Raw genomic sequence first — 12,997 nt, 5'->3', positions numbered from 1 at the left:
CTACGCCAAGCAGAGGCCAGCGATGCAATCACTTCCGTCAACCAGATGAGACTCTGCTTCGTTACAAGCCGCTCTCGGCTGTCACCTTCTGAACGACGCTGGCAAACTCCTCCACCAGACGTGAAGCCGGCCGCTTTGTGCCTTTCAGCAGGCGCGCGACGCTTTGCAGGCTCGGTGCGAATGGACGCGTGATGAGATCATGGGCTCGCGCACTGAGCAAGCCGAGGCCGTCCAGGATCGCGATCCCGGCGCCGGCACGCACCAATTCGCAGGCGATATTCGACTGCGAGGCCTCAATGGCGATGCGCAAGCGAAAATTGGCCTCGGCAAAGGCAATCACAATCGCGGCTCCGATCGACAGATGCGGGCCCGGACAGATCACCGGCTCGTCGGCCAGATCGAGCGCGCTCAGGGCAGCCTTGGCCGCAAGCCGGTGACCGGCTGGCAGCACGCAGCCGAGTTCGGTCGTGCAGAGAATGGTGCTGTCGAGGGACGGATGCCCGATCGGGCCGACGGTCAGGCCAAGATCGGCGCGCCCCTGGGCGACACGGGTAACGACCTCCGGCCCCGTCAGTGTTTGAATGATAACAGAGACGTCCGGCCGCTCGGCGCGGAAGCGCTGGACCGCTTGCGGCACAATGGTGTGACCGAACCCGGTCACGGTCGCGACCGTCAGGAGCCCCGCCTGGCCATCGCGAAGCTCGACCGCCAGCCGCTGGGTGTGCTCGATCGCTGCGAACACGTTCACGACTTCCGCGAAAAGCGTCTGCGCCTCGGTCGTCGGCTTCAGCCGTTTCTTCTCGCGCTCGAACAACCTGAATCCGAGACGTTCCTCCGCTTGCTGCAGTATGCGGCTGACCGCCGGTTGGGAAATGTTCAGGGCGGCGGCCGCGTTCGTCACCGAGCCCGACTGCATCACGCATCGGAACACGTCCATCTCCCGCACGCTGATCGGCATATATAACCCCAGAGCATGAACTATGACCAAATTGGCATTTGAAACTATGTTTCGGGCGACGGCAACATCCGGGTGAGACGAATGATGGTTGCCCATGTATTTCCTTGACCGACGCCGACCCCGCCCCGTCACCGACGCGCTGCGCGCAACGGTGCTCGAGGATCTCCCGGAACTTGCGCAGATTCGTAGCGACGAACTGCGCCGCAAGGCGATCGAAGCCTGGGCCTATGCGCTGGCGGAAACGGATTTTCCGCGCGTCACCGCCATTCCGGGAGAGGCGACGCCCGGCGTCTTCGCGCTGAAGCGCGGCAGCCAGGCGGTACATCTGCGCAGCGTGGCCCGGATCGCGATAGCGATCGCCGACGAGTTTGCGCAGGAATTCCCTGAAGCCAGGGTCGACCGCGACATCGTGCTGGCAGGTGCGTTGCTGCACGATGTCGGCAAGGCCTGGGAATTCGATCCCACGAACCGCAGGCGATGGGAAGCGGACAAATCGCAGGCCGGTTCGCCCGCGCTGCGCCATCCAGTCTACGGCGCCCACGTTTGCATCGCAGTCGGGCTGCCCGAGGAGATCGCGCACATCGCGCTCGGCCATTCCTACGAGGGCGACCTGATGCAGCGCAGCCTCGAGTGCGTGATCGTCCATCGTGCCGACCACATGTGGTGGTCGATTGCGGGCGGTTTCGGCCTGCTAAGGGCGGAAACGGCGGGCATGCTCGAAAGCCGAAAAATAACGCCGCGCGGCTTGCGAACGGCGAAGAACAGGGAGGGACAGGATGACAACGGCGAAAGGGCTGACGCGGCGAGCTAGCCTTGGCCTGCTCGGCGCACTCGCAACCCCGTGGCTGGCCCGCGCTCAGAGCGATTACCCCAACCGCATCATCAAGCTGATCGTGCCCTATGCAGCCGGCGGGAGCAGCGACGTTGTCGCGCGCTTCATCGCGGAGCGCATGCGCGACCGGCTGGGGCAGCCGATCGTCATCGAGAACCGGCCGGGCGCGGGCGCGATTGTTGGATCGCAATTCGTCGCGAAGTCAGCATCCGACGGCTACACGCTGCTGCTCGGCGGCGTATCCACCCATGCGGTGAACCCGCATCTGCGCAAGCTCGCGCCCTACGACGGGATCAACGAGTTCACTTCGCTGGGGCTGATCGGCACCGGACCTCTGGTGGTCTCGGTCAATCCGGGCGTCCCGGTCAACAACCTGCAGGAACTCATCGCCTACGGCAAGGCGAACCCGACCAAGCTCGCCTACGGTTCGGCAACGGGCGTCATTCTGCATCTCGCCGGCGAGCTGTTGAAGAACATGGCGGGCTTCGAGATGCTGCACGTTCCCTATAGCGGCAACGGACCGGCGCTGACCGATGTGCTCGGCGGACGGCTGCAGGTGATGGTCGACGCCGTCAGCAACTCGGCACCCTACATCGCCGACGGAAAATTGCGGCCCCTCGTCGTCCCGTCGCGGCAGCGTACGCCGCTGCTGCCGGACGTGCCGAGTTCGGCCGAGGCAGGCTTGCCCAACTATCAGGTCGAGACGTGGTTCGCGCTCTACGGCCCGGCAGCCATGCCGGACGGCGTCGTCGCCAAGATCAACGCCGCACTCAATGCCGTGCTGCAGGAGCCCGACGCGGTCGGCCAGTTCACCAAAGTCGGCCTCGACCCGCGTCCGACGAGCCCGGCTCAAGCCGCTGCGCTGCTCAAGACGGAATCGGACAAGTGGGGAGATGTCGTCCGCCGGATCGGACTACAGGTGGAGTAGCTCCCAATCGACAGCAGTGTTTGGCGCCGCAGCGAGCAACGCGACGGCGCACAAAAGGAGTGCAGCCTCACGAGCTGCGCCAAAAGGAGAAAGCAGGCAATGAAAGCACTCGCAAGAATCGGCGTCATGGCACTAGCTGTCTGCGCCTCGCCTCATCCGGGCGCGTTGTACGCCACAGCCGGCTCACTTCCCCAGGGGCCTATCGTTGGTGACCAGGACTTGTCGCCGTTCTACCGCTGGACCGGCACTTTGCCCGAGAAGCCGGGTCTCATGCTGCGCGAAGAGCCGATACCCGATCAGCCTGAGATCGTTGCGGCCGCGACGGCCAGGAGAATCCTCTACACTTCGACGGATGCAAGATGGCGGTCCGGCATCATTCCGGTCAGCGGCACGCTCTATCTTCCGAAGCGGACCGCGCCCCAAGGTGGATGGCCGCTCGTCGCCTGGGCGCACGGCACGCTCGGCGTCTCCGACAGATGCGCCCCCTCCTGGAGCAGGCATCGGCCCCGCGACGGCGCGTACATCAACAATTGGCTGGAACAGGGCTTTGCTGTCGTCGCTACCGACTACCAGGGTCTCGGCGGCCCCGGTCCGCATCCCTATCTCAATTGGGAAGCAGAAGGACGTTCTGTGCTCGATGCCGCAAGAGCGGCGCTCGATCATTCGAACGGGCAGATCGCCAACGCCATCATCATTACGGGTCAGTCGCAGGGCTCCGGCGCCTCGCTCGGCGCAACACGTCTCGCGCCTTCCTATGCGCCCGACCTCAATATCAAGGCATCGATCGCGACCGGCATCGTTTCCCGGTTTCCCGACGCGACCAAGAAGGCTTCAAGCGAACAGACTTTGGCGCGTTCATCTCCGCCGCAATACACCATTCTCATGATGGTCGCAGGTGCTCTCGGCGACGACACCATAAAACCGGACGACCTCGTCACTGAAATGGCGAAGCCGTTGCTGCAGGCGGCCCGAGAGGGATGTACTGCAGAGCTTGGACAAATCGTTCGCAGCAACAGTCTGACCATAGCGAACAGCCTGAAAGATCCAGAGATCGCGGATCGTCTAGGCGCTGTCATAGAAATGAGTCCGGTTCGCATGCCGGTGCCGGTCTTTCTCGCTACAGGTCTGGCCGACAAGCTGATCCCGCCGCAACGCCAATATGCTGCGGTTGCAGCACTCTGCGCTGCCAACAGCAATGTGGTTTGGAAGACCTATGCCGGCGTGACCCACAACGGAACGGTCCATGCAGCCTACTCCGACGAACTTGCATTCGTTCAGGCCGCCCTGGCTGGAAGCCCGATCCAGTCCAATTGCGATTCGATTTCCGATCCGGGATCGGCGGGAGAGCCCTCACCCGGTTTCAAGTTCAACGATTGATGCCCGGCCACGGAGAAGAACAATGCGCTCATTGACGCGAAGAACCATCGTCGGCTCAGGACTAGCGGCTGCGCTCTCTGTTTCGCCGTTGCTGCGGCGAGCCGAAGCACAAAGTTACCCGCAACGGCCCGTAAAGATCATCGTTCCCTATGCTGCGGGAGGCGCCTCCGACATCATTGCGCGCCTGATTGCACCGGAACTCGAGCGTGCCTTGGGCCAGCCCTTCATCGTCGATAATCGTGGCGGTGGCGCGAGCATGGTGGGCACGCAGGCGATCGCGGCCGCCTCTGCCGAGGGCGAGACCATCGGTGTTGTCGATAGCGCGTTCGTCATCAATCCCGGCCTGTTTCGCACCAAGCTTCCCTACAACACCAAAAAGGACTTTGCGCCGATCTCGCTCCTGGCGACCTCCCCTCTCGTTCTCGTCGTGCATCCTTCTGTGGCCGCGAACAGCCTGCAGGAATTTATCGCGCTCGCCAAAGCTCAACCGGGCAAGATCAACTTCGCCTCGGCCGGGCTTGGAACCGCCATTCATCTGGCCGGAGAACAACTGCGACAAGCCACCGAGATCGACATTCTTCATGTGCCGTATCGCGGAGGCGGTCCGGCCATCACCGATCTGATTGGTGGCCAGGTACAAATGACGTTCGCCACCGTCGCAGCAATTGCACAGCAGGTGCGTCAGGGCCTGGTTCGCGCGCTGGCAGTTACGGGAGGCGACCGCGTCGCACAGTTGCCCGACGTACCCACAATGGCAGAGGCCGGTTTGCCGGCCGTCGACGCCATGCCGATCTTTGGCATGGTCGGTCCGGCGGCGCTGCCGCCCCCCATCATCGATAAACTTGGCGAGGTCGCCGGCAAGGCCTTCAGGGGCGAGCCACTCCGGTCCAAAGTGACGGAACTTGGTTTTGTTTCTGTTGGCAGTTCGCCGTCGGAGTTTGCAGCGCGCATCGATGACGAAGTCGCAAAATGGACCCGTATCGTCGAGAAGGGAAATATTCAGCCGGGCTGACCTCTGCCCCTCACATGCCCCCAGTGAGCTGTCATGAAAATCACCGAAATCCGTGGCTTCAATCTTAGCTTCCCGCTAGCCGAGCCGATGGGAAACGCGCTCAACCTGTTCCGGAAGCGGGACGCGTTGCTTGTCCAGATATGCACCGATAGCGGCCTCTCCGGCTGGGGCGAGGCTGGCAATTCCCCTCACGCCGCCGGCGCCTTTATCCGCGCCCGGCTGGCCGGACTCATCCTGGGGAAATCGCCCGCCGAGTATGGCCGCCACTTTCAATCGATGTGCGCTTCCGTCGGGTACGATCGGCGTGGCGCAGCGATGATGGCGATATCGGCGATCGACATCGCCTTGCACGACCTTGTCGCGCAAATGCATGGAATCAGTGTAGCGACGCTGTTGGGCGGCGCGATACGCGACGAGGTGTTTGCTTATGCAAGCGGACCATTTGTGCGAACGCAGCCCGATCCCTACCGGGAATATCAGCGCGATGTCGACCAATATCTTTCGCTGAACTTCAAGGCCATCAAACCCCGGGGCGGTGTTGAGCCGAGAGCCGATGGCATCATGGCAAATGCGCTCCGGAGGCAGGTGGGCCCCGACATCGGCATCATGGTCGACATCAACCAGGGCTATACGGCAGCGGCCGCCATCCGCGCGGCAAAGTTCATGGAAGGTGCCGACCTGCTCTGGATTGAAGAGCCGGTTCAGCCGGAAGACATCCCGGGCTATCAATCCTTTGCGCGCGCCACTGCGGTCGCAACGGCTGGAGGAGAAGCGCTCGGAAGCGTGCGTGCCTTTCGCGATTTTCTCGCTGCAGGCACCTTCGATATTCTTCAACCCGACCTTTCGATATGCGGAGGCTACAGCGGCTTTCGCCAAATTTGGGCGCTCGCGCAAGCCTATGACCTGCCCATCATGCCCCACGTGTTCGGCACGACTGTGAACTTCCACGCCTCGCTTCAAATGTCGGCGGTGCTTGAACCGCGCCGCGGCGGAGCTTGCGCCGCGTATCCATTTGTGGAGTGCGACATGATGGACAACCCGCTTCTGCGCCTTGCCGGCACACCGTCCGTCAGCCGGCATGGGATGCTCGCGATACCGGAAGGCTCTGGGACGGGACTGGACTTGCAGCCCGAACGGCTCGAGCCATGGATCACAGGCTGTTGGTCAGAGCATCTTTAGGAAACGATGATCGACCTGGACCTCTATGCGCACAATTGCGAGCAACTCCCGGGAACTGCTCGCATCCAAGATTGGGTGAGGCGAGCGGCGGCGGCTCCGAGGGGACGGCTCAACCGGACCCCATGATCAATTTTGCAGAACTTGCCCCACAGAACTGGGGGAAGACCAGGCTATTCATTCTCTGGCAGGACAATCGTGAAGATTGGCCGCATGATGCCAATGGCTGATTATGTCATTCGAGCTGCATAGACCGCCTCTCGTTCTTTAGCAGCTTCGACAGACCTCAGTCCATTCGTGTGGAGCGTAAAACACTTTTGGCCGAAAACATCGACATCGGGTACGGTGAACCTGCGGCGCCTACTCTATGATCTGCGTGCCAGAGCTCTTGATAACGTCTCCCCATTTTTCATTTTCTTGTTTCATGAACCGTCCGAAATCCGGACCGAACACTGTACCTACTTCCGCGCCCGTCACTTCGAAGCTCTTTCGCAAGCTCGGGCTCGACATGACCCGCTCAATGTCAGCGGTCACTTTGGATACGATATCGGTTGGCGTCCTCGCCGGCGCCAACACCCCGAACCAGGAAGATGCCTCGAAACCAACCAATCCCGCCTCCTCAAATGTCGGCACATCCGGAAGTGAGTTCAATCGCTTAGGGCTCGCAACGGCCAACGCGCGCACGGTACCGGCCTGAACCTGTGGGATGACGGTGGGCAAGTTGTCGAACAGAATGGGGACGTGGCCTGCGACAAGATCATTCATGGCCGGCGCCGCGCCACGATACGGCACATGTCTTAGTTTGACGCCTGTCATCTTCTTGAATAATTCGGCTGACAGATGGTGCGTCGATCCGATTCCAGACGAAGCGTAATTGAGCTCTGCGGTTCCGTGTTTCGCCAGCTCCAAAAGCTCGCTCAGCGTTGAAGCCGGCAATTTCGGATTGACTATCAAAACGATTGGAACGGTGGCCAGCAGGGCGACAGGTGTGAAGTCCCTCGCCGGATCAAACGGCAGCTTCTTGTAGAGCGATGGATTTATGACAATTGGACCGGGCGAACTGATGAGATAGGTGTATCCATCTGCCAGCTCGGTCGCTGCCGCCTGGGTTCCGATATTTCCGCCCCCGCCAGGTTTGTTCTCTATAACGACGGGTTGTTGCCATATCTCAGCAAGTGCTTGCGCCAGGATGCGCGCTGCCGCGTCGTTCGAACCGCCCGCAGGATTCGGAACGATGAGTCGGACAGTCCGCGTCGGAAACATCTCGGCTCGGGCGGCGCTCACCTGAAGCACGAGGGCAACGCCAAGCAAACACAGAACCAGTCTTCTCACGGCCATTCCTCCCGTTGCCTGGTCGATTTGCTCCGCGAGTTGAACCCGCCGGGCTCTTTCCGAGAACGCGACTTCGCATCTTCAAGTCAGCCGCCAGGGCAAACCTTCACACTTCCGCAGTGTCCAACGCGTGACATCGCCGAAAACAACAATGCCTATAGTGGTACAACGAGCAGGATATCGACATTTCGCGAATCCAGGACAACGACGCGCTCCTTGAACTTGAGCGAACTGCCTTCCTTTTGAATCACATCGAGATACTTTCCGGTGGCATACAGATCCATCCGGCCGGTCTCCATGACGCGAATGACCTGGAAGTTGGAACGCGCCGTCACGCAACCGGTCGCCTTGTCGTACGACATGGTCGGATAACCGATGATGTGATTGTAGGTATGCGGTTCGAAGATATTGGCGGTATGGAACGCCTTGACCCGATCGATCATCATTCCGCGACCGACACACCGCATGATTCCGATCGGCAGGCCAGCCTCGTGATTTTCTTTGGTCGTGATGAGATAGATGCCGTTCGGCGTGAAGAACTGCGGCCAAAGATCGATGTCGCCATCGTCCATGGCATGGCCGTATGAGGCAATCAGTTCCGCAGCTTCACGGTATTGGTCACCGCCGGATTGCGCGACCGGCTTTTCGATGACGCTGGGCATGGCTTGCTCCTCAGAATCCCATGATGCCGCGGTAACCCTGCCAGAAACCGCGAACGGCAGTTTCAGTCGCACGAGAGTTCTTCTCGGATTCGGCGACCCGGCCCCCCATTTCCATGAAAGATGAGCATTCCGGATCGTTGCGGGTGCCGCGCTGGACGAATTCGTTGATGCAACCGTCCTCGAGCGAGACCAGACCTGCCGCACCTGTCAGGTTGCTCTGCATGATGCGCATTTGCGATTGTTCTTCGGTATCGCGGTCATAGCCGAGGTAAATCCAGAACAGTTCAGTCTTGTCGACCCCCTTCGGCGCAAAGAAGCGGATGGCAAGCGAATTCAGTGTGAACTGAATGCACATGTTGGGAAAGACGGTCTGGATGCTGTGGGTGATGCCATCGTCGAATTCCTCCCAAGCCTCCAGCAGGCCCGGCCCCTCGAGGGCGGATTCATAATTGGCCGAATGGACCTTGGCCTCGGAATACTCGGCCGCCTCTTGCAGCTTGGCGCGGCGCGCGAAGCTCAAATGGTGCCACTTCTCATCGGACAGGATGATACCGCCGTCCATGTCCAGACGGTTCACCTTGAAGGTCGTATAGAAGGTGTGGAGCAGGGTTGCGTGATATGAGTCCCGCAGATTTTCGGCATATAGCTTCCAGTTATTGTGAATCGTCTGGCTGTGCGTGCCGAGGACACGAAGCGGGCGATCAAGATTTCGCTTGATGAACTGCGCCATATCGGGACCGAGATAGGTTTCGACGTCCTCGACCTCGTCGGAAAATGTTCCGAAGATGATTCCGCAGAAGTTTTCGATGCGGATCGGCCGAAGGCGATGTTTGGCGACGTCGAAATCGCTCGGCATCCCGCCCTGCCCGCGTATCCCGTTACGAAACGCGACGCCCTTTAACTTGCCATCGAGGCCGTAATTCCAGGCATGATAGACGCAGGTAAGGCTCGCGACATTGTCCTGCTTCTTGAGGCACACCAGCGCGCCCTTGTGGGCGCAGCGGTTGACCATCGCGTGGACTTTGCCGTCATGATCCCTCGTCACGATGACAGGCGTTTCGCCGATCACTGTTGTGCGATAGTCGCCCGCCTTCGGGATTTCGACGTCGAGACAAAGATAATTCCAGCAACGCCCCCTGAAAATCCTCTCCTGCTCCAGCTTGTAGATTTCCGGATCGGTAAAGAGACGATAGGGCGCGCGCGCGATGCCTTCGGCGGGCCACTTGAAATCCGGTGCTTTGGCGGCAGCAGAACTCGGGTGGGGTGTCGACAGCATCTCGTTATTCTCCCTTGTCTCGCCGGATTTTAGAGGCTCTCAAAAGAGACTACCGAGCCGCGCGACATAATCGCCAATAATCATTTGGGCTAAATAAATAAGTAAATCGTATCAGTGGCGGTTCACGGCGGCGCTGGACGCGCCGGCCTCTTCAACTGATCGACAAACGCGATGACCGCCGGCGCCCGCTCTGACTTGCGATAGACCATCGCCAGATCGGAGTGCTGATTGATCTTTGCCAATGGCCGGTAGACCACGTCGGCAATTTGCAGATGCCGAAGCGAGTCCGGCACGAACGCCACGCCGAGACCGCCGGCGACGAGCCCTGCTAAAGCGGTGAATTGTCCCGCGCGCTGCGTTATTTGCGGCGACAATCCGCCAGCGGCACATATCTGGGCAACCTGCGCGTTGAAGCCGCTTCCCTCCTGGATCTGGACCGCAACGAACGGCTCGGACTTCAACGCTTCCAGCGTCACCGTCTTTTGCCGCGCGAGCCGGTGTCCGCGCGGTATCGCCAATATGATCGGCTCACGGTGCAGCGACACGATCGCGATGTCGGGCGGCAGTGATTTCACCGGAAGACGCAGGATGCCGAGATCAAGCCGGCCACTGCTGACGTCGTCCAATTGCTGGACAATCCCGATCTCGTTCAGACGAAACTCCACGAGAGGATTGTCTTCGCGAAACCGGGAAATTGCTTTCGATAAAACACCGGTGAAGATGGCAGAACCCACATATCCAATTTCGATGTGCCCTAGTTCGCCGCGCCCTGCCTGACGCGCCACCAGCGCGGTCTTTTCAGCTTGCTGAAGGGTCCTGATCGCCTCGTTCAGCGTGACCCGGCCAGCGACCGTGAGTTTGACCGACCTTTTCGTCCGGTGGAAGAGTTCGACGCCGAGTTCGCGCTCGAGTGCCCGAATTTGCTGCGTGAGTGCCGGCTGCGCGATCCCGAGACGCTCGGCGGCCTTTCCAAAGTGCAATTCCTCCGCCAGAACGGACATGTACTTCAAGCGACGCAATTCCATTCTCAGCCTCCATGGCAGCCTCGACGCCCGGATGCAGCGTCGACCCGACCATGCCCATTCGTTGCTGAATAACCCATAATCGAATTAGCCGCAGGGCATCGTGATAAGTCTATCTTATTTATTCTCTTGGCGGGCTTATTGGAGCCGCGCCGACCTCCCGTCCTATGATGACTCTAGACCATTGCGGCGGCAGTTCGGGTCAACAACAGGGTGGCTGCAGGGAAACAAATGACGGGGGAATTCCAGGGCTAATGGCGGGCTCGACCTTGTTCCGGGCGGCAAGGCAACTACTGCCGATCCTTCGCTTCTGCGGATTTATGAGGCCCCAAACGGCCGACGCCGAAATTACAAATCGCATCACGAACAACCACGCCCCTTAGGAGAAATAACATGCAGTCACGTCGGAAACTGATGAAGGCCGGCCTTGCCGCGGCCGCCTTGGCCGCCACTAACGTCACGGTGCACGGCGCGCAGGACAAGAAGTCGCGCAGTAGCGCGAGCGGCGAACTACCTCGCCAGCTCACTGTGTTATCGATCCGCCAGGAGGATGGGCAAGAGACCATTGGAGTGAAGACCCAGGCTGGCGTGCTCGACGTGGCCGCCGCGTCGAAGCTCCTCGGGTTTTCGCCACCTCTCACTCTTGAGGACCTCCTCACTAACGGCGGAAATGCGGAGCTAAAGGCTCTGGTGGAAGCCGCCCTCAAGTCGCCAGAGGCAAAAAGCGCCTTCAAAGACGAGTCGAAGATCAAATTCGGGCGTCTACTCACCAATCCGGGAAAAATTATCTGCCTGGGTCTGAACTACCGGGAACACGTGGAGGAAACGGGTCAGAAACTGCCTTCCGAACCTATCCTCTTCAACAAATACAACAATACGCTCGCACCGCATATGACGACGATCAAGCTTTATCCCCGCGACGTCTGCTACAAGTTCGACTACGAAACCGAGCTGGTGGTGGTGATGGGCCGAAGGGCAAGCAATGTCTCTGTCGACGAAGCCCTCTCCTATGTCGCAGGATACGCTGTCGGTCACGATTTTACGTCGAGAGATCTGCAGCTTGAGAAAGCTGGCGGTCAGTGGATGCTCGGCAAAACGCTCGACGGCTTCGCCCCGATTGGCCCCTATTTTGTTTCCGCCGACCAGATCGATCCCAACAATTTAGATCTCGAGACCCGCGTGAACGGTGAGGTACGCCAATTGTCCAATACGAGCAAATTCATTTTCAATCCCCAGAAGGTTATCGCCTACACGTCGCGGCTCTTCGCTCTCGAACCCGGCGACATCATCTTCACCGGCACGCCAGCCGGCTGCATCATAGGGTATCCCAAAGAGAAGCAGGTTTGGTTGAAGGCAGGCGATAGGATCGAAAGCACGATTCAAGGACTTGGGACACTCTCCTTCGATCTCGCTTGAAGCGTAAACCGCAGCGCACGCAAAGAGCCAGGCAATTGCATGGTGCCGCACCATCAATTCGCATTTCCAGTTCCTCCGTCGAGTCCTCATGCATGCGCATCAACAATCGACTCAGTCCGGAACCACAGGCCTGAAGACGATAGGCTGCTTAGTCAGACTTGCCGAGAGCTTTCAGGATAAAGCGAATCTGGTCGCGCAGGCCTGCTTCGGTATCTTCGCCGTGTTGAACGCAGTGCTCGATCAGAATCGGATGGAAGAACGGCATGACGCGGACTTGACCGCTCGCGCGGCTCTCGCGGCATCTTCGACCTCGAACTCGCCCGCTTCGATGCCCTCGCGTATGATCGTCTCGAAGATGGCCACGATCCGTTCGGTGTGCGTCCGAATGATCGCCCAGTTCTCCTGCATGGCGGCGACAATGAGGTCGTGCATGTGCTTTTCCTCGACCAGCGTCATCTTGTTGTGGCGGTGAACGGCGGTCAGCAGCCGGTCGAATTTCTCCATGGCCGGCACGTTGTGCGTGCGATCGCGAAGGCAATGTCAGCAACCTCGTTCAAGACACGCCCGCAGATCGACTCGTTGATCGCATCCCTGGAGGGAAAGAAACGGTAGACATTCGCCGGACTCATGCCGAGTTCAGAGGCGATGTCGGCCATCGACGTCTTGTGGTAACCGATGAGGCGAAAGTGCTCCTCTGCCACCTCCAGGATGCGCGCACGCGCCTCGTGTGGTTCAGTTCCCGTTCGGACCGGACGATTCATGCACGTCTCCAGAACTATAAGATCAAAGCCTTTGCCGAAATCTGACTATCAGTTCTGATTTAGTACTTTACTAATCTCAGGAAAATAGCGATGGCGGAAGCGGCGATCGTGGCCGAGCTGCGGGGCACCCGCTGATGGTCCTCGTTGCGGCCTGGCCCAGAGCCGACGCGGGACAACAGGTAGATTCGGTCAAGTCCATGGAATGGAAATTCCATGGACCGGGCGCCGGAGGGAAAACCGTTTTC

At 59.8% G+C, this 12,997-nt stretch carries 11 protein-coding genes and 1 pseudogene; 6 read left to right on the top strand and 6 right to left on the bottom strand.

Annotated elements, in window-relative coordinates; all coding sequences use genetic code 11:
- Window positions 1–61: 61 nt before the first annotated feature.
- Window positions 62–958 carry a LysR substrate-binding domain-containing protein gene (locus tag V1273_RS10350; protein ID WP_334409513.1) on the bottom strand — a complete coding sequence of 299 codons (897 nt, stop codon included), beginning with the start codon at window positions 956–958 and terminating at the stop codon, window positions 62–64.
- Between the two features lie 94 nt (window positions 959–1,052).
- Between V1273_RS10350 and V1273_RS10345 the strand changes: the two genes are divergently transcribed.
- From V1273_RS10345 to V1273_RS10325, 5 genes are all read left to right on the top strand, one after another.
- Entirely contained in the window at window positions 1,053–1,769 is a 717-nt protein-coding gene (locus tag V1273_RS10345; RefSeq protein WP_334383222.1) for an HD domain-containing protein, read from the top strand.
- The gene (locus V1273_RS10340; protein WP_334364281.1) at window positions 1,735–2,718 is read left to right on the top strand and encodes a Bug family tripartite tricarboxylate transporter substrate binding protein; all 984 of its coding nucleotides are present in this window, start codon (window positions 1,735–1,737) and stop codon (window positions 2,716–2,718) included. Before V1273_RS10345 ends, V1273_RS10340 begins: the two co-directional genes overlap by 35 nt.
- 99 nt (window positions 2,719–2,817) lie before the next feature.
- Window positions 2,818–4,095, top strand: coding sequence for a lipase family protein (locus tag V1273_RS10335; protein WP_334383224.1), 1,278 nt, complete (start codon window positions 2,818–2,820; stop codon window positions 4,093–4,095).
- Window positions 4,096–4,183: 88 nt separating this feature from the next.
- On the top strand, window positions 4,184–5,107 hold the full coding sequence (locus V1273_RS10330) for a tripartite tricarboxylate transporter substrate binding protein (RefSeq protein WP_334409512.1): 924 nt from the start codon (window positions 4,184–4,186) through the stop codon (window positions 5,105–5,107).
- 33 nt (window positions 5,108–5,140) lie between these two features.
- Window positions 5,141–6,286: a mandelate racemase/muconate lactonizing enzyme family protein gene (locus V1273_RS10325; protein ID WP_334383227.1), complete on the top strand. Its 1,146-nt coding sequence runs from the start codon at window positions 5,141–5,143 to the stop codon at window positions 6,284–6,286.
- A gap of 357 nt (window positions 6,287–6,643) precedes the next feature.
- On the opposite strand, the gene V1273_RS10320 is transcribed toward V1273_RS10325, so the two are convergent.
- From V1273_RS10320 to V1273_RS10305, 4 genes are all read right to left on the bottom strand, one after another.
- Window positions 6,644–7,615, bottom strand: coding sequence for a Bug family tripartite tricarboxylate transporter substrate binding protein (locus tag V1273_RS10320; protein WP_334409511.1), 972 nt, complete (start codon window positions 7,613–7,615; stop codon window positions 6,644–6,646).
- A gap of 155 nt (window positions 7,616–7,770) precedes the next feature.
- Window positions 7,771–8,277 carry an aromatic-ring-hydroxylating dioxygenase subunit beta gene (locus V1273_RS10315; protein WP_334409510.1) on the bottom strand — a complete coding sequence of 169 codons (507 nt, stop codon included), beginning with the start codon at window positions 8,275–8,277 and terminating at the stop codon, window positions 7,771–7,773.
- Between the two features lie 10 nt (window positions 8,278–8,287).
- Window positions 8,288–9,553: a Rieske 2Fe-2S domain-containing protein gene (locus V1273_RS10310; protein WP_334409509.1), complete on the bottom strand. Its 1,266-nt coding sequence runs from the start codon at window positions 9,551–9,553 to the stop codon at window positions 8,288–8,290.
- 122 nt (window positions 9,554–9,675) lie between these two features.
- Entirely contained in the window at window positions 9,676–10,578 is a 903-nt protein-coding gene (locus V1273_RS10305) for a LysR substrate-binding domain-containing protein (protein WP_334409508.1), read from the bottom strand.
- 390 nt (window positions 10,579–10,968) lie between these two features.
- Between V1273_RS10305 and V1273_RS10300 the strand changes: the two genes are divergently transcribed.
- The gene (locus V1273_RS10300; protein WP_334364289.1) at window positions 10,969–11,991 is read left to right on the top strand and encodes a fumarylacetoacetate hydrolase family protein; all 1,023 of its coding nucleotides are present in this window, start codon (window positions 10,969–10,971) and stop codon (window positions 11,989–11,991) included.
- Window positions 11,992–12,139: 148 nt separating this feature from the next.
- Here V1273_RS10300 and V1273_RS10295 read toward each other — a convergent pair.
- Window positions 12,140–12,752, bottom strand: a pseudogene (locus tag V1273_RS10295) (TetR/AcrR family transcriptional regulator).
- Between the last annotated feature and the right edge of the window lie 245 nt (window positions 12,753–12,997).

The organism is Bradyrhizobium sp. AZCC 1721, assembly GCF_036924715.1.
In the GTDB taxonomy this organism is placed as follows: Bacteria; Pseudomonadota; Alphaproteobacteria; order Rhizobiales; family Xanthobacteraceae; genus Bradyrhizobium.
The sequence above is the reverse complement of the archived record's forward strand: the minus strand, read 5'-3'. Positions and strand labels throughout refer to the sequence as shown.

Excerpts from the sequence above, each read along its gene's own strand:
- V1273_RS10335 (WP_334383224.1), top strand. The coding sequence starts at position 2,818 with ATGAAAGCACTCGCAAGAATCGGCGTCATGGCACTAGCTGTCTGCGCC.
- V1273_RS10325 (WP_334383227.1), top strand. The coding sequence starts at position 5,141 with ATGAAAATCACCGAAATCCGTGGCTTCAATCTTAGCTTCCCGCTAGCC.
- V1273_RS10310 (WP_334409509.1), bottom strand. The coding sequence starts at position 9,553 with ATGCTGTCGACACCCCACCCGAGTTCTGCTGCCGCCAAAGCACCGGAT.
- V1273_RS10305 (WP_334409508.1), bottom strand. The coding sequence starts at position 10,578 with ATGGAATTGCGTCGCTTGAAGTACATGTCCGTTCTGGCGGAGGAATTG.
- V1273_RS10300 (WP_334364289.1), top strand. The coding sequence starts at position 10,969 with ATGCAGTCACGTCGGAAACTGATGAAGGCCGGCCTTGCCGCGGCCGCC.
- V1273_RS10315 (WP_334409510.1), bottom strand. The coding sequence starts at position 8,277 with ATGCCCAGCGTCATCGAAAAGCCGGTCGCGCAATCCGGCGGTGACCAA.
- V1273_RS10345 (WP_334383222.1), top strand. The coding sequence starts at position 1,053 with ATGTATTTCCTTGACCGACGCCGACCCCGCCCCGTCACCGACGCGCTG.
- V1273_RS10350 (WP_334409513.1), bottom strand. The coding sequence starts at position 958 with ATGCCGATCAGCGTGCGGGAGATGGACGTGTTCCGATGCGTGATGCAG.
- V1273_RS10340 (WP_334364281.1), top strand. The coding sequence starts at position 1,735 with ATGACAACGGCGAAAGGGCTGACGCGGCGAGCTAGCCTTGGCCTGCTC.